Origin of the sequence: Bradyrhizobium sp. CCBAU 53340, from assembly GCF_015291645.1 — a bacterium.
Taxonomy (GTDB): domain Bacteria; phylum Pseudomonadota; class Alphaproteobacteria; order Rhizobiales; family Xanthobacteraceae; genus Bradyrhizobium.
In genome coordinates, this window is sequence record NZ_CP030055.1 from 1218929 (window position 1) to 1236796 (window position 17868).

General features: G+C 64.7%; 16 protein-coding genes. 8 read left to right on the top strand and 8 right to left on the bottom strand.

All coding sequences use genetic code 11. From position 1 onward, the window contains the following. Positions 1-32: 32 nt before the first annotated feature. Positions 33-1031, bottom strand: a complete 999-nt coding sequence (locus XH89_RS05680) for an NAD(P)H-quinone oxidoreductase (RefSeq protein WP_194466131.1) — start codon at positions 1029-1031, stop codon at positions 33-35. Between the two features lie 118 nt (positions 1032-1149). On the opposite strand from XH89_RS05680, the gene XH89_RS05685 reads away from it, so the two are divergent. Both XH89_RS05685 and XH89_RS05690 read left to right on the top strand, forming a co-directional pair. Beyond that, positions 1150-1341, top strand: a complete 192-nt coding sequence (locus XH89_RS05685; protein WP_194466132.1) for a DUF1192 domain-containing protein — start codon at positions 1150-1152, stop codon at positions 1339-1341. 502 nt (positions 1342-1843) lie between these two features. Then, complete coding sequence (locus XH89_RS05690; RefSeq protein ID WP_194466133.1) at positions 1844-2353, top strand: DUF1465 family protein; 510 nt, start codon at positions 1844-1846, stop codon at positions 2351-2353. 241 nt (positions 2354-2594) lie between these two features. Here XH89_RS05690 and rpmE read toward each other — a convergent pair whose 3' ends face one another. Further along, positions 2595-2822, bottom strand: coding sequence for a 50S ribosomal protein L31 (gene rpmE, locus XH89_RS05695; protein WP_025034016.1), 228 nt, complete (start codon positions 2820-2822; stop codon positions 2595-2597). 201 nt (positions 2823-3023) lie between these two features. On the opposite strand from rpmE, the gene XH89_RS05700 reads away from it, so the two are divergent. Beyond that, positions 3024-4874 (top strand): ABC transporter ATP-binding protein/permease, encoded by a 1851-nt coding sequence (locus XH89_RS05700; protein ID WP_194466134.1) that lies wholly within the window; start codon positions 3024-3026, stop codon positions 4872-4874. A 121-nt stretch (positions 4875-4995) separates the two neighbouring features. Then, positions 4996-5325: a hypothetical protein gene (locus XH89_RS05705; protein ID WP_194466135.1), complete on the top strand. Its 330-nt coding sequence runs from the start codon at positions 4996-4998 to the stop codon at positions 5323-5325. A 42-nt stretch (positions 5326-5367) separates the two neighbouring features. On the opposite strand, the gene XH89_RS05710 is transcribed toward XH89_RS05705, so the two are convergent. The 4 genes from XH89_RS05710 to XH89_RS05725 form a co-directional block, all read right to left on the bottom strand. Beyond that, the gene (locus XH89_RS05710) at positions 5368-5622 is read right to left on the bottom strand and encodes a hypothetical protein (protein WP_194466136.1); all 255 of its coding nucleotides are present in this window, start codon (positions 5620-5622) and stop codon (positions 5368-5370) included. A 73-nt stretch (positions 5623-5695) separates the two neighbouring features. Beyond that, positions 5696-6142 (bottom strand): GNAT family N-acetyltransferase, encoded by a 447-nt coding sequence (locus XH89_RS05715; protein WP_194466137.1) that lies wholly within the window; start codon positions 6140-6142, stop codon positions 5696-5698. 130 nt (positions 6143-6272) lie between these two features. Next, on the bottom strand, positions 6273-7301 hold the full coding sequence (locus XH89_RS05720; RefSeq protein WP_194466138.1) for a peptidoglycan -binding protein: 1029 nt from the start codon (positions 7299-7301) through the stop codon (positions 6273-6275). 162 nt (positions 7302-7463) lie between these two features. After that, entirely contained in the window at positions 7464-8486 is a 1023-nt protein-coding gene (locus tag XH89_RS05725; protein ID WP_194466139.1) for a flagellar motor protein MotA, read from the bottom strand. Positions 8487-8719: 233 nt separating this feature from the next. Between XH89_RS05725 and XH89_RS05730 the strand changes: the two genes are divergently transcribed. From XH89_RS05730 to XH89_RS05745, 4 genes are all read left to right on the top strand, one after another. After that, a complete protein-coding gene (locus tag XH89_RS05730) occupies positions 8720-9748 on the top strand; it encodes a cyclopropane-fatty-acyl-phospholipid synthase family protein (RefSeq protein ID WP_194466140.1) in 1029 nt (342 codons plus the stop codon). Between the two features lie 464 nt (positions 9749-10212). Continuing rightward, positions 10213-11406, top strand: a complete 1194-nt coding sequence (locus XH89_RS05735; protein ID WP_194466141.1) for an efflux RND transporter periplasmic adaptor subunit — start codon at positions 10213-10215, stop codon at positions 11404-11406. A 6-nt stretch (positions 11407-11412) separates the two neighbouring features. Next, positions 11413-14568 (top strand): multidrug efflux RND transporter permease subunit, encoded by a 3156-nt coding sequence (locus XH89_RS05740; RefSeq protein ID WP_194466142.1) that lies wholly within the window; start codon positions 11413-11415, stop codon positions 14566-14568. A 158-nt stretch (positions 14569-14726) separates the two neighbouring features. Next, complete coding sequence (locus XH89_RS05745; RefSeq protein ID WP_194466143.1) at positions 14727-15854, top strand: AAA family ATPase; 1128 nt, start codon at positions 14727-14729, stop codon at positions 15852-15854. 26 nt (positions 15855-15880) lie between these two features. Here XH89_RS05745 and XH89_RS05750 read toward each other — a convergent pair whose 3' ends face one another. Both XH89_RS05750 and XH89_RS05755 read right to left on the bottom strand, forming a co-directional pair. Next, on the bottom strand, positions 15881-16672 hold the full coding sequence (locus XH89_RS05750) for an inositol monophosphatase family protein (protein ID WP_194466144.1): 792 nt from the start codon (positions 16670-16672) through the stop codon (positions 15881-15883). A gap of 107 nt (positions 16673-16779) precedes the next feature. Beyond that, on the bottom strand, positions 16780-17865 hold the full coding sequence (locus XH89_RS05755; protein WP_194466145.1) for an SEL1-like repeat protein: 1086 nt from the start codon (positions 17863-17865) through the stop codon (positions 16780-16782). Positions 17866-17868: the final 3 nt, after the last annotated feature.

Sequence of the window (17868 nt, forward strand, 5' to 3'; positions counted from 1 at the left end):
AGGGTTTCCGCCCGGTTTGATGGGCCAGCGGCCTAGACCTCCAACACAATTTTGCCAATATGTGCTGAGGTCTCCATGCGCCGGTGTGCGTCGGCGGCCTTTTCCAGCGGGAAAGAGCTGTCCATCAGCGGTTTGACCCGGCCCTCGCGCAACAGCGGCATCACTTTCGCCTCGATCGCCGCGACCATCGCCGCCTTGTCCGCATTACTACGGGGCCGCAAGGTCGAGCCGGTATGGGTCAACCGCTTCACCATCACCTTGGCGATGTTGGCGGTGATCTTGGGCCCGTTGAGGGTCGCGATCTGCACGATGCGGCCGTCGACGGCGGCGGCATCATAATTGCGATCGACATAGTCGCCGGCGACCATGTCGAGGATCAGATTGACGCCGACCTTGTCGGTTTCTTCCTTCACCACCGCGACGAAGTCTTCGGTCTTGTAGTTGATGGCGCGGTCGGCCCCGAGCTTGAGGCAGGCATCGACCTTGTCTTGCGAGCCGACGGTGACGAACACCTTTGCGCCGAACGCCTTCGCGAGCTGGATCGCCATGGTGCCGATGCCGGAGGAGCCGCCATGGATCAGCAGCGTCTCGCCGGCCTTCAGGCCGCCGCGCTCGAACACATTGTGCCAGACCGTCATCAGGGTTTCCGGCAGTGCGCCGGCTTCCTTGATCGAGAGCGCCGGCGGCACGCTCATCGCCTGGGCGTCCTGGGCGATGCAGTACTGCGCATAGCCGCCGCCGGCGACGAGCGACATGACCTTGTCGCCGATCTTGTGCCGCTTGGCGTTGCTGCCGACGGCGACGACTTCGCCTGCGATCTCGAGGCCGGGCAGGTCGCTGGCGCCGGGCGGCGGCGGATAGGCGCCGGAGCGCTGCGCCACGTCGGGCCGGTTGACGCCGGCGGCCTGCACCCTGACCAGGATCTCGTCGGGACCGGGCTGCGGAACGGGACGTTGTTCCGGCACCAGCACCTCCGGTCCGCCGGGCTTGGAGATGGCGACCACGGTCATTTGCGCGGGCAGCTTGTCCATGATGTGTCCTTGAGCAAAAGTGCGAGGGGGAACGAGGCCTTTGATTAGCCAGCGTGGTCCGGGCTGGCAACCACCTCAACCGTGTGGTCCGGTCCGCGGACGAGAGGAGGAAACGACAATGCCGATGGAAGACGACGATCGCCCGCGCAAGAAGGTCACCCACGAGATCGGACAGGATCTCTCACTGTTGTCGGTCGAGGAGCTGACCGAGCGCATCGCCCTGCTGAACACCGAGATCGTCCGCCTGGAAGAAGCCGCCACCAAAAAGCGCGCCTCGCGCGATGCGGCGAACAGTTTTTTCAAGTCGTAGTAGCCACAAGCTCTCGTGTCCCGGACGCGGCGCAGCGCATAGCGCTGCTGCGCAGAGCCGGGACCGATGCCTCTCCACACACATCGGCCAAAGAGCTAGGCCCCGGCTCAGCAGTGCACCGCTGCGCGCTACACTGCGTCCGGGGCACGAGACTCCACTCGGCCAGTGACCGACATGGCTAACGAACCCTCAAAGAATTTGTTCGTTTACGCACCATTAAGCTTTCGAGTTTATGACTGGAACTGTCCTCGTTTGGACACCGAGTGGCTCCTGTCCACTCTGTTTGACGCCTCCCTGTTATCAACTTTCAAAGCCGCCGGTCTCCGGCGGCTCTTTTTTTGCCGCCAAAGACGTCGCGTTCCGGTTGAATTCCCGGGAATGACCCGCGGAAACCATATCCGCTGTTGTCGCTGGACTCCGCGGGTCGCCCGCGCAATGATTTGTTCATCATAAGCCGGCGCCAAAGCCGGACAGGTAAACAGTTGCGTAAGGGGCGTTAACCATGGAACGTTTGCAGGCCGAAGGCGCTCTCGTTCAACTCAGCGAGCGGTTCACCAATTCTGCGGCGTTCGGCGCGCTGTTCCGCGAAGGCATGGATCTCGTCGAAGAGACCGCCGCCTATCTCGACGGTGCCGGCCGGACCGAGGCCAAGGCGCTCGACCGTGCCGTCAGCCTCACCTATGCGACCGAAAGCATGCGCCTCACCACGCGCCTGATGCAGCTCGCCTCGTGGCTGTTGCTGCACCGTGCGGTGAAGGAGGGCGAGATGACGCTGGTCCAGGCCAACCGCGAAAAGACCAAGGTCAAGCTCACCGCCGCCGATCCTGGCCCCGCCGACACCATCGAGAAGCTGCCGAGCCAGCTCCAGGATTTGATCCACCGCTCGATGAGCCTGCAGACCCGCGTGCGCCGGCTCGACACCTCGATCCACACCCTGCCGGCCGATCACATTGCGATCGGCAATCCGCTGGTGCCCCATCTCAACGCGCTGAAGGCGGCGTTCGAGGGGTAAGGTCGATTACCGTCCTTGACGTCGAACCGTCACCCTGAGGTGGCCGCTTCTTCAGCGGCCCTCGAAGGGCGACGGCCCGGCTGCATCTCGGCCGTTCATCCTTCGAGGCTCCCGATGGGGCGCTGAGCGCCCCATCACTCGCACCTCAGGATGACGGAGTTGAATGATGGGACGGTCCCCCAAAACAAAAACGCCCCCGGCTCTCCGGGGGCGTTTTTCGTCTCCAGCCTTGCAGGCCGGATCAATCCTTCTTGAGGAAGCCCGAGAACTTCTTCTGGAAGCGCGAGACGCGGCCGCCACGGTCCATGATCTGGGCGTTGCCGCCGGTCCAGGCCGGGTGCGACTTCGGGTCGATGTCGAGGTTCAACGTGTCGCCTTCCTTGCCCCAGGTGGAGCGGGTCAGGTACTCGGTTCCGTCGGTCATGACGACCTTAATCGTATGATAATTCGGATGAATTTCGGCTTTCATGGCAATTCCTAGGGCGCCCGGCGCCCGGCTTGAGTGACTATCGAATGACGGATTTGGCCGGCTCTATACCTCACGGGCCCCCTTAAAACAAGCCATTGCGGGGACAGGAGAACCGGGCCGTCCCCTAAGGGACTTACCGGATTTGCCACTACCCTTGCACCGGCCTATGTGGAGCTAACTCCTCTTCTTGGGTCCGATCTCATGAGCGCAGTGGAACGGCTTGACGACCAGTACCTCGACAAGGGCCAAGCTGCCCCCGCGGAAGCCCCCTCCATCGAAGCCGAGCTGATCGAGCAGCCCGCCAAGGGTCGCGCGAAGCTTCGGCCGCTGATGGCGCTTGCGCCCTATGTGAGCCGCTATCGCGGCCGGGCGGCGCTCGCCTTCGTCGCACTGACGGTCGCGGCGCTGACCACGCTCCTGGTGCCGGTCGCAGTGCGCCGGATGATCGATTTCGGCCTGACGCCCGAGGGCATCGAGCTGATCAACAGCTATTTCTCGGTGATGATCGCGGTGGTCGGCGTGCTCGCGCTGGCAAGCGCGTCGCGCTATTACCTCGTGATGACGATCGGCGAGCGCATCGTCGCCGATCTCAGGCGCGACGTGTTTGCGCATCTGCTCTCGCTGTCGCCTTCCTTCTTCGATTCCGCACGCAGCGGCGAATTGGTGTCGCGCCTCACCGCGGACACCACGCAAATCAAATCCGCAGTCGGTGCGTCCGTGTCGATCGCGCTGCGCAATCTGATGATGTTTTTTGGCGCGGCGGCGATGATGGTGATTACGAGCCCGCGTCTCTCGGGCTTCGTGCTGCTGGCAATCCCGCTGATCGTGCTGCCGCTGGTCGCCTTCGGCCGCTGGGTGCGGCGGCTGTCGCGCAATGCGCAGGACACGCTGGCCGATGCGTCCGCCTATGCCGGCGAGCTAGTTGGCGCGATCCGCACCGTGCAGGCCTATACCAGCGAAGGGCTGGCTGCGAAGCGCTTCGGCGGCGAGGTCGAAGACGCCTATGAGGCCGCACGCACCTCGACCCAAGCCCGCGCGGTTCTCACCGCCATCGTCATCTTCATCGTGTTCGCAAGCGTGGTCGGCATCCTCTGGATCGGCTCGCACGACGTGCTGACAGGCACGATCACGCCGGGCCGGCTCGGCCAGTTCGTGCTCTATGCGGCCTTTGCGGCCGCCGGCCTCGGCCAGCTCAGCGAGGTATGGGGCGAGGTGTCGGCGGCATCGGGCGCTGCCGAACGGCTGTTCGAGATCCTGCACGTCAAGCCGGAGATCGCGGCGCCCGCATCGCCGCGCGCGCTGCCGGTACCGGCGCGCGGCGAGGTCGGCTTCGATCACGTCAGCTTTGCCTATCCCGCGCGGCCCGATGTCAATGTGCTCGATGCTATTTCATTCGCGGTGCGGCCCGGCGAGAAGGTCGCGATCGTCGGTCCCTCCGGCGCCGGCAAGAGCACGATCTTCCATCTGTTGCTGCGCTTCTACGATCCGAAGGCCGGCGCGATCTCGCTCGACGGCGTGCCGGTGAAGTCTGCCGATCCGCGCGACTTCCGCTCCCGCATCGCTTTGGTGCCACAGGAATCCAACGTGTTCGCCGCAAGCGCGCGCGAGAACATCCGCTTTGGCCGGCCCGATGCCAGTGATGCCGAGGTCGAGCGGGCGGCCGAGCTCGCGCACGCCGCCGAGTTCATCCGCCGCCTGCCCGAAGGTTTCGACACCCCGCTCGGTGAGCGTGGCGTGACATTGTCCGGCGGCCAGCGCCAGCGCATCGCGATCGCGCGCGCCATCCTGCGCGATGCGCCGCTCTTGCTGCTCGATGAGGCGACTTCCGCGCTCGATGCCGAAAGCGAGACGCTGGTGCAGACCGCGCTGGAAGAGCTGATGAGCCACCGCACCACGCTGGTGATCGCGCACCGCCTCGCCACCGTTCTCTCCTGCGACCGCATCCTGGTGATGGACCAGGGCAGGATCGTCGAGCAGGGCACGCATGCCGAGCTCGTCGCGGCGAACGGGCTTTACGCACGGCTGGCGAGGTTGCAGTTCGAGGGAGCATGAGACCGCTTCCCGCCGTCTGAACTGTGTCAGTGGTGCAGTCGCAAGTTTTTGGCGATCGTCACGGAAATGTTCGAAGACGCGAACGTTGACGCATTGGGCAGGGCGCAATGGAGGACAGCCCATGCGGTCACATGTCGTCGCAATACTTGCCGTGCTTCCGCTCATCTCGACACCTGCTGCCGCTCAGCAGCAAACCGGCGCGACCCCTCAGGCCGGGGTAAATCAGAACCTGCAAACCGAAGCGGACAAGGGCATTAAAACCCGCAATTCCGGTGAATCTGGCTATGTTGCAAACCAGGACAAGCCTGGCGCGGCTTCTCACGCACCAGGAGAGTCCAACACGGTTGGGGCAGCGCGTGAGAGCACCCCTTCCAACGGTAGCTCCAACCTGAATAGTTCGCAGGCAGACTACAACGCCTCGCTCAACGACGGCTCGGCGCCGAAAAAATAGCGAGCCTGGGAACCGGACGAGCTTGCGGCGGGAAGATGGCGCTCACGGGCACTTCGGCGAGCCCATCGGCACGTTCGGAAACGGCCAGTTCTTCCAGCTGCCGCCCTCGCCGATACAGGCAGCGCCACCGCTCGGAGGTGGGCTGCCGGTTGGGACGGAGTTGCTCGTCGGCGCAGGTGCATTCGCCGTCTTGGTCGGCGGCACGAGGTGCTGGTCGACATAGACAGTCGATGCGTAGCCGGCGACGATGACCGCCAGAAACACCGAAGACCCCTTGGCCAGGTCGCTCAACCGCATCGATCATCTCCCACCATTGCTGCGTCCGGTGATCACGCTTAGCAGGCCCTGCCAGGACTTTCCGTGACTGAAGTCACGGCCGCCACGCCATCTTCAGCACCGGTCGTCCCGAGGTCGGGTTCATGTCTTCGCCGGCATGGGCAAAGCCGTTGCGCTCGTAGAAGCGGATGGCGCGGACATTGTCCTTGTTGACCAGCAGCGTGACGCCCGATGGTGACAGGCGTTTTGCTTCGTCGACCAGCAGACGTGCTGCATCCGAACCCCAATGATTGGGATCGACCACGAGTTGGTCGAGATAACCGTCAGCATCGATGGTTACGAAACCAGTGAGTGCGCCGTCTTGTTCCGAGACCACGATCTGGGCCTTCGGCACCAGATCCTTGCGCCAGCGCTCGCGCCACCAGGCCAGGCGCGCGGCAAAATCGATCTGCGGATAGGCTTGTTGCCAGGTGCGATGCCAGAGATCGATCGCCCCCGCTTCGTCGGCGGCCTCGTAGGGGCGGAGGTGGAGCGTGCTCATTCTATGAAGTCCGTCATGCCCGGGCTTGTCCCGGGCATCCACGAGAAGCCGCGAACACGGAAGCAAAGACGTGGATGGCCGGGACAAGCCCGGCCATGACGGTGGGGTGAGCATCGCGCGATCCCCACCACTACCGCTCCGTCAGCTTCAGCTCGATGCGGCGATTGCGCTTGTAGGCATCCTCGGTGTTGCCGGTGTCGAGCGGCTGGAATTCGCCGAAGCCGGCGGCGACCAGACGCTGCGCCGGTACGCCGAGCGAGATCAGATATTGCACCACCGAGATCGCGCGCGCCGCGGACAGGTCCCAGTTCGACTTGAAGTTCGGGCCGTTCACCGGGCGCACGTCGGTGTGACCGTCGACGCGCAGCACCCAGGCGATCTCGGTCGGGATCTTCTTGTCGAGCTCGATCAGCGCGGCCGCGACGGTGTCGAGCTCGGCGCGACCTTCCGGCAGCAGCGTTGCCTGTCCGGTGTCGAAGAACACTTCGGATTGGAACACGAAGCGGTCGCCGACCACGCGGATGTCAGGACGGTTGCCGAGAATGGCGCGCAGGCGGCCGAAGAATTCGGAGCGGTAACGCGACAGTTCCTGCACGCGCTGCGCCAGCGCGACGTTGAGGCGTGAGCCGAGATCGGCAATGCGGTTCTGCGATTCCTTGTCTTTCTTCTCTGAAGCGTCGAGCGCTTCCTCCAACGCCGCGAGTTGCCGGCGTAGCGCGCTGATCTGCTGGTTCAGCACCTCGATCTGCGCCAGCGCCCGCGCCGAGACGGCCTTCTCGGAATCCAGCGCCTTGCCGAGCTCGGCGGTCTTGCCCTGCGCGTCGTTGCCGGCATTGGCGAGACCTTCATAAAGGCCCTTCATGCGGTCGCGCTCGGTCTCGGCCGAGGCGAGGCCCGCCTTCAACTGCGAGACCTGGTCGTCGAGCGAGAGCTTGCCGAGCTTCTCCAGCGAGAGCAGCTCGGTGAGCTGGGCGATCTTGGCATTGAGCTGCTCCAGCGCCTTGTCCTTGCCTGTCACCTCCTGCGACAGGAAGAACTGCACGACCAGGAACACCGACAGCAAGAACACGATCGATAGCACCAGCGTCGACAGCGCGTCGACGAATCCGGGCCAGTAGTTGAAGGCGCCTTCGCTGCGGCGGCCGCGGGCTAGAGCCATTTAGTTCTCCGCTTTCTGCTCTTGTGTCCCGGACGCGCTGCAGCGTGCAACGCTGCTGCGCAGAGCCGACCCATCTCTCACTCAGAAGGTGCTAGGCCCCGGCTCAGCGACGCACCGCTTCGCGCTGCATCGCGTCCGGGGCACGAGACCCTTGTTTCGTCCTTAACTCTTCTCGGGCTGCCGCGCGATGCGCTCCAGCAGGCGGCGGATCTCGCGGTTCTGCTCGCCCTGGCCGTCGGCCCATTCACGGATCATCTGCTGCTCGGTGCGCATATGCGAGACGAGCGCCTGGATGGCTTCGGCAAGGCTCGCCATCGCCGCCGTGGTGCCGCGGCTGGCGCTGCCTTCTTCCAGCACGGAGCGCAATCGCTCGACGGCGGCCTGAAGCTCGCCGCTGGCAACCCCGCCGCCACTGCTTGCGACCGCGGCGACCTCGCCGCTGCCATATTCGCGCACGGTGGTGGCGAGCCAGTCCTCCAGGTCGGTGTAGAAGCGGTTCTGCGCCTGGCTCGATTGCAGATCGAGGAAGCCGAGGATCAGCGAGCCGGCGAGGCCGAACAGCGAGCTCGAGAACGAGATGCCCATGCCGCCGAGCGGGGCGGCGAGCCCCTCCTTCAGCGTGTCGAACAGCGCACCGGCATCGCCGCCGACCTTGAGCCCGTCGATCACCTTGCCGACCGAGCCGACCGTCTCGATCAGGCCCCAGAAGGTGCCGAGCAGGCCGAGGAAGACGAGCAGGCCGGTCATGTAGCGCGAGATGTCGCGGGCTTCATCCAGGCGGGTCGCGATCGAATCGAGCAGGTGCCGCATCGTGGTCTGGGTGATGGACATCCGCCCGGTGCGCTCGCCGCCCAGGATCATCGCCATCGGCGCCAGCAGCTTGGGGTGCCGGGCCGGCACGAGGCCCGGGTCCGCGATGCGGAAATTGTTGACCCAGGACACCTCAGGATAGAGCCGGATCACCTGGCGGAAGGCCAGCACGATGCCGATGAACAGCACCGCCCCGATCAGGGCGTTGAGCCCCGGATTGGCGAAGAAGGCCTGGATGATCTGCTTGTAGAGCACCACGCCCACCAGGGCGCACAGCACCAGGAAGACCAGCATCCGCACCAGGAAGACGCTGGGCGAGGACAGTTTCGTGTATTCGATGTCGATGGTGGAGCGGGGCGAGGCGCCAGACGGCATGGCGGGTGTCATCCGTTACGAAAGCTTGCTTGCCTCCGCACTATGGCACAGGCCCGGCTCAAAAAAAGCGCCGGATGTGCGGATTTCGGGAAGGAAGCGGGAACCCAAAGCTGAAACCGGGCTTTGATACGGACATAGGCTGCAAAACTTCGGCATCTCGCGGGTCGGGCTCGGTTTTTTGCACGGCATCGTGCTTGCTCCGTACGGCGGGACCTGACCAGGGGAGGGGCTGCGTGAGCGTCGTTTCCGCGATCATGGGGACTGCCGAACGCGTGCCCTTGCCCGATGTGGTGGTCCGCGCCGCGATCCAGCGCCTCTGCTCCCGCACGGCAACCCGCCTCGCCGCGCATGATGCGGCCGACGATGCCGCCTTCGCCGGGCGGATGATGCTGAGATCGATCGCCGAGCACGCGGACGCCGCCAATACCCAGCACTACGAAGTGCCGTCAGCCTTCTTCCCGCAGGTGCTGGGACCGAACCGGAAATACTCCTCCTGCTTCTACAGGACCGACGCGACGACCCTCCAGGAGGCCGAGGAGGAAGCGCTGCGTCAGACCATCGAGCATGCCGGCCTCGCCGACGGCCAGACCATCCTTGAGCTCGGCTGCGGCTGGGGCGCCCTGTCGCTGCGGATGGCGCGGCAGTTTCCGCATGCGAAGGTGACGGCAGTGTCGAACTCGCAAGGCCAGCGCGCCTATATCGAAGAGATGGCGCGGAGACGCGGTCTGCCGAACTTGTGCGCCGTTACCGCCGACATGAACGTGTTCGCGCCGGACGGCCAGTTCGACCGCATCGTCTCGGTCGAGATGTTCGAGCGCATGATGAACTGGCGCAAGCTGATGACGCGCGCGCGTTCATGGCTCGCCCCCGAGGGGCGCTTCTTCATGCACATCTTCACCCATCGCGTCGGCTCCTATGTGTTCGACCGCGCCAATCGCGAAGACTGGATCGCACAGCATTTCTTCACCGGGGGCGTAATGCCGAGCCATCAGCTCATCCGGCAATATGCCGACATTTTCCAGGTCGAGAAGGAATGGCGCTGGAGCGGCACGCATTATCAGCGCACGGCCATGGACTGGCTCGCCAATTTCGACGCGCATCGCGATGCGATCGAAGCTTCCTTGTGCGATGTCTATGGCGACGAGACGCAACTGTGGATGCGGCGCTGGCGCTGGTTCTTCCTCGCGACCGCAGGCCTGTTCGGCTACGCCGACGGAACGGAGTGGGGCGTCAGCCACTATCGGATGAAGGCGGCCGATTGATCAGCCTGAGCAGCCTTGCGAGTTCGCGGCTTTGCCGACTTGCACACCGTCACCCTGAGGTGGCCGCTCCTTCAGCGGCCCTCGAAGGGCGACGGCCCGGCTGCATCTCGGCCATTCATCCTTCGGGGCTCTGCGCGCGTTGCTTCGCATCGCGCGCCTCGCACCTCCAGCGACAATGGCGTAGCCGTTGCGCGGGGATGACAGGTCAAAAATCTACGGACCGCTGACCAATTGCGATGTTCTGTCGCAGCGCGCGACGATGAAAACCCGACTCACAATCCGGTGAGTCCAAAAAATCGGCCTGAACTCAGCGCGATAGCTGCTGTGACATTGAGCCGCCTGCGCCATGCGTTGCGCCGCAGCAGCTCCATTCTATTTTGATCGCATCGGCCGCGCAGAAATCGTCCAGGACGGGCGTTGCGCGAAGCTTGATCAGTTTCAACAATTTTGGGGCACCCCACTTCATGTCAGGACTTCGAGCGCGATCGGCATGCGTTGCAATGATGCTCGCGGCCCTTGCGCCGCTGCTTGTTGCTTGCGACGAATCCTCCTCCGCCGTCTCCGCCGCACAACCTATCGAACCCGATGTCAGCATCGTCACGGTCAAGCCGCAACCGCGCGCCGTGGTGCGCGAACTGCCGGGCCGGATCTCGCCGACGCGCGTCGCCGAAGTACGCCCGCGCGTCTCAGGCATCGTGGTCGAGCGTTTGTTCCGCCAGGGCAGCGAGGTGAAGGCAGGTGATCCGCTCTATCGGATCGATCCGCGTCCGTTCGAGGTCGAGGTGATGGCGGGTGAGGCCGGGCTTGCCAAGGCCGAGGCCGCCTTGATGCAGGCGCAGCAGCAGGCGCGCCGCATCGCGACGCTGACCAGCCAGCGCGCCGCGCCCGAATCCGAGAACGAAAAGACCATCGCCGCCGAGCGCCAGGCTCAGGCCGAGGTCGAGGGCCGCAAGGCCGATCTCGCGCGCGCCAAGCTCAATCTCGATTATGCGACCGTACGCGCGCCAATCGACGGCGTGGTTGGCGCTGCCCTTGTCAGCGAGGGTGCGCTCGTCGTGCAGAACGAGACCAATCTTGCCACCGTGCAGCAGCTCGATCCCATCTATGCCGACTTCACCCAGTCGGTGACTGAGCTCAATCAGCTCCGCCGCGCCTTCGAAAGCGGCGACCTCGATCGCATCGAGTCCGATGCCGTCAAGGTGCGCCTCGTGCTCGACGACAACACGATCTATGGGCTCGACGGCAAGCTGCTGTTCTCCGATGCCAAGGTCGACGCCCATACCGGCCAGGTCACCTTGCGCGGCGAGTTCCGCAATCCCAAGCGCGAGCTGCTGCCGGGGATGTATGTGCGCGTCCGCCTCGACCAGGGTCTCGACAGCGATGCGATCGCGGTGCCGCAGCAGGCGGTACAGCGCAATGGCGGCGGTGGCAGCGAGGTGTTCGTCGTCAAGGACGACAATCGCATCGCGGTGCAGCCCATCCGCACCGGCTCGGTGCAGGACGGCATCTGGTTCGTCACCGACGGCCTGAAGGCCGGCGACAAGGTCGTGGTCGAAGGTTTCCAGAAGTTCGCCGCCGGCGACAAGGTCAAGCCGCAATCCTGGTCGGAGGCCGAGGCGAACGCCGACAACAGGCACGCCCTCAAGGTCACGCGGTAACTGATCATGCCGAGCTTCTTCATCGACAGGCCGATCTTCGCCTGGGTCGTGGCGCTGTTCATCTGTCTGATCGGCGCGATCTCGATCCCGCTGTTGCCGATCGCGCAATATCCGATCATCGCGCCGCCCTCGATCTCGATCTCGACGAGCTATCCCGGCGCCTCGCCGGAGAATCTCTACAACAGCGTCACGCGGCTGATCGAGGAGGAGCTCAACGGCGCCTCCGGCATCCTCAATTTCGAATCGACCAGCGACTCGCTCGGCCAGGTCGAGATTACAGCCAACTTCCAGCCGGGCACCGACACCAGCGCGGCCTCGGTGGAGGTGCAGAACCGCATCAAGCGCGTCGAGGCGCGGCTGCCGCGCGCGGTGATCCAGCAGGGCATTTTAATCGAGGAAGCCTCCAGCGCGGTGCTTCAGATCATCACGCTGAACTCGACCGACGGCAGCCTCGATGAGGTCGGCCTCGGTGACTTCATGATCCGCAACGTGCTCGGCGAGATCCGCCGCATCCCCGGCGTCGGTCGCGCCACGCTCTATTCGACCGAGCGCAGTCTTCGCGTCTGGGTCGATCCGGCCAAACTGGTCGGCTATGGACTGACCGCCGACGACGTCAACAAGGCCATATCAGCGCAGAACGCGCAGGTCGCCTCGGGCAGCATCGGCGCCGAGCCGTCGACCGCGAGCCAGCGCACCTCAGCGCTGGTGCTTGTCAAGGGCCAGCTCTCCTCGCCCGATGAATTCGGCGCCATCATCCTGCGCGCCAACGCTGACGGTTCGACCGTGCGCCTGCGCGACGTCGCGCGCATCGAGGTCGGCGGCCTCAGCTACCAGTTCAACACGCGCTTGAACGGCAAGCCGACCGCGGGCCTCTCCGTGCTGATGTCGCCGACCGGCAACGCGCTGGCAACGGCGAGCGCGGTCGAAGCGAAGATGAAGGAGCTGTCGCGCTTCTTCCCGGCCAACATCTCCTACGAAATCCCTTACAACATCACGCCCGTGGTCGAAGCCTCGATCAAGAAGGTGCTGTCGACGCTGCTCGAGGCCGTGGTGCTGGTGTTCGTGGTGATGTTCCTGTTCCTGCAGAACATCCGCTACACCATCATCCCGACCATCGTGGTGCCGGTGGCGCTGCTGGGGGCTTGTACCACGCTGCTGCTCGCCGGTTATTCCATCAACATGCTCAGCATGTTCGGCATGGTGCTGGCGGTCGGTATCCTCGTCGACGACGCCATCGTCGTGGTCGAGAACGTCGAGCGCATCATGGCCGAGGAAGGCCTGTCGCCGAAGGAAGCGACGCGCAAGGCGATGTCGCAGATCACCAGTGCCATCATCGGCATCACCCTGGTGCTGATGGCGGTGTTCGTGCCGATGGCATTCTTCCCGGGCTCGGTCGGCATCATCTATCGCCAGTTCTCGGTGACCATGGTCGCGGCGATCGGCTTCTCGGCCTTCCTGGCACTGTCGCTGACCCCGGCCCTGTGCGCGACCCTGCTCAAGCCTGTCGCGGCCGGTCACGGCCACGCCAGGCGCGGCGTGTTCGGCTGGTTCAACCGTATGCTCGAGGGCGGCAAGGAGGGTTATTCGCGCACGGTCGGCTTCTCGCTCAAGCGTACCGGTCGCCTGATGATGGTCTATGCCGCGCTGCTGGTCGGCTTGTCCTGGGCCTTCGTCAGCCTGCCCGGCGGCTTCCTGCCCGTCGACGACCAGGGCTTCGTCACCACCGACGTGCAGACGCCGTCAGACTCCTCTTACGGCCGCACCGAGGCCGTGATCGAGAAGGTGGAAAAATATCTGGCGCAGCGGCCTGGTGTCGATAACGTCACCTTCCTCACCGGCTTCAGCTTCTCCGGCCAGGGCATGAACACCGCGCAGGCCTTCATCACGTTGAAGGACTGGTCGGAACGCGGGCCGAAGGACTCAGCGGCCGCGATCGTCAGCGACATCAACCGCGACCTGTCCTCCTCGATCCGCGACGCAAAGATCTCGGCGCTGCAGCCGCCGCCAATCGACAATCTCGGCAATTCCTCCGGCTTCTCGTTCCGCCTCCAGGATCGCGGCCAGAAGGGCTATCCGGCCCTGATGCGCGCCGCCGACCAGATGATCGCGGAGGCCAATGCGAGCCCGGTGCTGCAGAAGGTCTATATCGAAGGCCTGCCCGAGGCGGGCGTCGTCAATCTCGTGATCGACCGCGAGAAGGCCGGCGCCTTCGGCGTCACCTTCGAGGACATCAACAACACGATCTCGACCAATCTCGGCTCGAACTACATCAACGACTTCCCGAACCGCGGGCGCATGCAGCGCGTCGTGGTGCAGGCCGACAGCCGCGATCGCATGAAGACCGAGGACATCCTCAACTACAACGTCAAGAACAGCCGTGGTCAGCTGGTGCCGTTCTCCTCCTTCGCGACGGTCGAATGGTCGCGCGGCCCAACCCAGATCGCCGGCTTCAACTATTACCCTGCCGTGCGCATTTCGGGCGAAGCAAAGTCCGGCTTCACCTCGGGCGATGCGATCGCCGAGATGGAGAAGCTCGCGGGCAAGCTGCCGCGCGGTTTCGGTTACGAATGGACCGGCCAGTCGCTCCAGGAAAAGCTGTCGGGCTCGCAGGCGCCTTTCCTGCTCGCGCTGTCCGTGTTTGTGGTGTTCCTGTGTCTCGCCGCACTTTACGAGAGCTGGACCATCCCGCTCGCGGTGCTGCTCACCGTGCCGCTCGGCATCGTCGGCGCGGTCGTTGCGGCTACGCTGCGCGGCCTGCCCAACGACGTCTATTTCACCGTGGGCCTCATCACCATCATCGGCCTCGCCGCCAAGGACGCGATCCTGATCATCGAGTTCGCCAAGGATCTGCGGAAAGAGGGCAAGCCGCTGGTCGAAGCGACCATCGAAGCCTGCCGCCTGCGCTTCCGCCCGATCCTGATGACAGGCCTTGCCTTCATCTGCGGCGTGCTGCCCATGGCGATCGCCCACGGCGCCGGCGGTGCCAGCCAGCAGGCGCTCGGCAGCGTCGTGATGGGTGGAATGATCGCGGTCGTGATCCTGGCGCTGCTGATGGTGCCGGTATTCTTCGTCTCGGTGCAGCGCGTGCTGGCGGGGGATAGGGAGCCGAAGGCTGTGAAGGACAGCGAGGCGTATGGTCCGCCGGCGCCGGTGAAGCCATAGGGCACATTGTCATTCCGGGCTCGCGCCAAGAGGCGCGCCCCGGAATGACGAGCGGAGCTTGCCTTCCCAGGTTCGTCGATCCAGACTGCATCCCTGGATTGAAACCACGTGTGTTCGCACTGCGCTGCGAATGCGTACCCGCCGATTGAGAGCAGCTGATGCGTCCGACCGACATTGCGATCTCGAACTATCGCTCTATCAGGCGGCTCTCCCTACCCATCCATCCGCTCTCCGTCTTCGTCGGCGAGAACGGCGTCGGCAAATCCAATCTCTACAAATCCCTGTCGCTGTTGCGCGATGCGGCGACCGGACGGATCACGCGCACGATTGCCGAGGAGGGCGGACTGAATTCGGTCTGCTGGTCAGGCATCCGCAAACGTGGCGAGGATGGACGACTGCGGTTGTCGGCCAGATTCGATCGCCTGAAATATTCCATCGAGATCGGATTTCCTGGTCCCGCCGAGGCAGCGTTTGCTGGCGAGCCGATGATCAAGGAAGAAAGTATCGAGGCGACCGAGGGCAAGCGAACGGTGCTGCTGATGGAGCGGAAGAATTCGCTCGTCAGCATCCGCAGCGACAGCGGCGCATGGACCAGCCACAAGGACGCGGTGCTGCCGTCCGAGACGGCGCTCGCAGGCTTTTCCGATGGCAGGCAATGCCCCGAGATCGATCTGATCAGAAGCGCGATGCTGGGCTGGCGCTTCTATCACGACTTTCGCACCGATCCGGCGTCACCGATCCGAAAGCCTTGCCTTGCGATCACGACGCCCTCGCTCAGTGCCGATGGCAGCGATCTGGCTGCGGCCCTGGCGACGCTCTATGCCATCAGGGAAGACGCAACCGACTTGCAGGACGCGATCCAGGATGCATTCCCGGGCGCTGAGCTCCGCGCATGGGAGCAAAACGGGCTGTGTGAATTCGATCTGCAACTCGAGGACATGCCGCGTCCGTTCGGGGCTCATGAACTGTCCGACGGGACGCTGAAGTACATTTGCCTGCTCGCGGTGTTCATGGGCTATCGGCTGCCGCCCTTCATCGCGCTGAACGAGCCCGAGGCCAGCCTGCATCCCTCGCTGCTGGCGCCATTGGCCCGGCTGATCGCCAAGGCATCGCGCCGCGCCGACATCTGGATCGTCACCCACTCGGAACAGTTGATGGAAGCCTTGCGAAGCGAGAGCTCGGTCCCGCTTCGCCGGGTGATCAAGTCGAAAGGTGCCACGATGATCGAGGGCTTGACCCTGGGCGGAGAATATCGCGACGACGAGCCCGACGATGACGAGTCTTAGTCGCTGCAGATCGAGCCGCCCTGCGACTACGCCGGCTTCCGCAAAATCTTCACCAGCTCCCCGTGCACGAACTCATTGCCGCACACGACGTCGCCCGTGACGAGCGCATCGCCGGGCGTGTTGATGTCGCTCACCGTACCGCCGGCTTCGCGCACCATCAGCATGCCGGCGGCGATGTCCCAGGGTTGCAGGTTGCGCTCCCAGTAGCCGTCGAGGCGGCCGGCGGCGACGAAGGCGAGGTCGAGCGAGGCGGCGCCGAAGCGGCGGAGCCCTGCGACGCGGTCCTGGATCGCGGTCATCTCGCGGCGGAATTCCTCGTGGTCGCCACGGCCGATATGGGGCAGGCCGCAGGCCACCACGCATTCGTTGAGCTGGCGGCGGCCGGCCACCCGCAGGCGCTGGTCGTTGAGAAAGGCGCCCTTGCCGCGCTCTGAGATATAGAGCTCGTCATTGGCGGGATTGTAGATCACGCCGGCGATCACCGTGCCCTCGCGGGACAGGCCGATCGAGATCGCAAATTGCGGAATGCCGTGCAGGAAGTTGGTGGTGCCGTCGAGCGGATCGACGATCCAGGTATGGCTCTTGTCGGTGCCCTCGCGCATTCCGCCCTCTTCGCCGATGAAGCCGTAGCCGGGCCGGGCCTTGGAGAGATCCTGGTAGAGGATCTCCTCGGCGCGCTTGTCGGCGAGCGAGACGAAATTCGCCGGCCCCTTCAGCGAGACCTGCAGATGCTCGATCTCGCCGAGATCGCGCTTGAGGCTGCGGCCGGCGCGCCGCGCGGCCTTGACCATGACATTGATAGTGGCGGAATACAGCATGAGATCAGTCTTTGATGGGGAAGGGGCGCGAAAGGGCGCCATTTGAGGGGGATTGGGTGCCCCGCGAGGGGCCAAACGTCAAGTCATTCGAGCCATTTGGCGTCAGGTCATTTGTTCCCGAGCCATTTCTTGGCGGCGGCCTCCGCCTTGGCGCGATCCTCGGCGGGCAGATCGGCCAGCTGCTTGTCGAGCTCCGGATCGCCCTTGCCGGCGGTTTTCGCCACCAGGTGCCATTTGAAGCCCTCGACCTTGTCCACGGGCGCGCCCATGCCGTTGATCAGCACCCAGGCGAGGCGGTTCTGCGCGATCGCGCTGCCCTGGCGGGATGCCTTGCGCAGCAACGCGACGGCCGCCGGCTGGTTCTTTGGCGTGCCGGTGCCGTTGAACATCGCGATGGCATATTCGACCTCGGCATCGACATTGTCGGCGAGCGAAGCCGCCTGGAGCAGCCGCACCGATCGTTCGGGGTCCTTCGGCACCCCGGTGCCCTCCTTGTAGAACGTTGCGAGCGCATATTGCGCCTCGGGCAGCCCGGCATCGGCTGCCTGGCGCAGCAGCTCGGCGGAGCGCTTGACGTCCTGCGGCAGGGTCTGGCCATCGAGATAAAGCAGAGCGAGGTTATAGGCCGCCTTGGGCTCGCCGAGCTTGGCGGCGGAGGCCATCAGCTTGACCGCCTCGCCCTTGTCGACCGGGCCGCCGCGACCGGCGATGCGCATCATGGCGAGCGCGAACATCGCCTCGCGGTCGCCGGCATCGGAGGCGCGCTTGTACCACTCGACCGCCTTGGCGTAGTCGCGCCGGATGCCCATGGCGTTGGAATAGAGCTCGCCCAGCATGGTCATGGCCTTGGCATCGCCGGTCTTGGCGCGCTCGCTGGCGAGGTCGAAGGCGGTCTTGTACAGACCGCGTTGATAGGCGCCGAACACCAGGTCGACGTTGGAATTGTCGGTCGCCGGCGCGGGGATCACGGTCGCCGGCAGCGTCGGGCTCGGCGAGGCCGACGGCTTGGGCGCCGGCTCCTTCTTCTTGGTGATCGTGTGTGGCGCGACCTTGGGCTTGTCCCTGGGCGGCTCCTTGGCCTTCTTGTCGGGCGCAGGGCTCGGGATCGTGGCCGGCGGCGTGATCTGGAGCTGCGCGACTGCGGGCGTCGCCAGCAGCAGCGTGGTCAGGAGGGTGATGCGCGGAAGCGTCATGTC

Excerpts from the sequence above, each read along its gene's own strand:
- XH89_RS05680 (WP_194466131.1), bottom strand. The coding sequence starts at position 1,031 with ATGGACAAGCTGCCCGCGCAAATGACCGTGGTCGCCATCTCCAAGCCC.
- XH89_RS05685 (WP_194466132.1), top strand. The coding sequence starts at position 1,150 with ATGCCGATGGAAGACGACGATCGCCCGCGCAAGAAGGTCACCCACGAG.
- XH89_RS05690 (WP_194466133.1), top strand. The coding sequence starts at position 1,844 with ATGGAACGTTTGCAGGCCGAAGGCGCTCTCGTTCAACTCAGCGAGCGG.
- rpmE (WP_025034016.1), bottom strand. The coding sequence starts at position 2,822 with ATGAAAGCCGAAATTCATCCGAATTATCATACGATTAAGGTCGTCATG.
- XH89_RS05700 (WP_194466134.1), top strand. The coding sequence starts at position 3,024 with ATGAGCGCAGTGGAACGGCTTGACGACCAGTACCTCGACAAGGGCCAA.
- XH89_RS05705 (WP_194466135.1), top strand. The coding sequence starts at position 4,996 with ATGCGGTCACATGTCGTCGCAATACTTGCCGTGCTTCCGCTCATCTCG.
- XH89_RS05710 (WP_194466136.1), bottom strand. The coding sequence starts at position 5,622 with ATGCGGTTGAGCGACCTGGCCAAGGGGTCTTCGGTGTTTCTGGCGGTC.
- XH89_RS05715 (WP_194466137.1), bottom strand. The coding sequence starts at position 6,142 with ATGAGCACGCTCCACCTCCGCCCCTACGAGGCCGCCGACGAAGCGGGG.
- XH89_RS05720 (WP_194466138.1), bottom strand. The coding sequence starts at position 7,301 with ATGGCTCTAGCCCGCGGCCGCCGCAGCGAAGGCGCCTTCAACTACTGG.
- XH89_RS05725 (WP_194466139.1), bottom strand. The coding sequence starts at position 8,486 with ATGCCGTCTGGCGCCTCGCCCCGCTCCACCATCGACATCGAATACACG.
- XH89_RS05735 (WP_194466141.1), top strand. The coding sequence starts at position 10,213 with ATGTCAGGACTTCGAGCGCGATCGGCATGCGTTGCAATGATGCTCGCG.
- XH89_RS05740 (WP_194466142.1), top strand. The coding sequence starts at position 11,413 with ATGCCGAGCTTCTTCATCGACAGGCCGATCTTCGCCTGGGTCGTGGCG.
- XH89_RS05745 (WP_194466143.1), top strand. The coding sequence starts at position 14,727 with ATGCGTCCGACCGACATTGCGATCTCGAACTATCGCTCTATCAGGCGG.
- XH89_RS05750 (WP_194466144.1), bottom strand. The coding sequence starts at position 16,672 with ATGCTGTATTCCGCCACTATCAATGTCATGGTCAAGGCCGCGCGGCGC.
- XH89_RS05755 (WP_194466145.1), bottom strand. The coding sequence starts at position 17,865 with ATGACGCTTCCGCGCATCACCCTCCTGACCACGCTGCTGCTGGCGACG.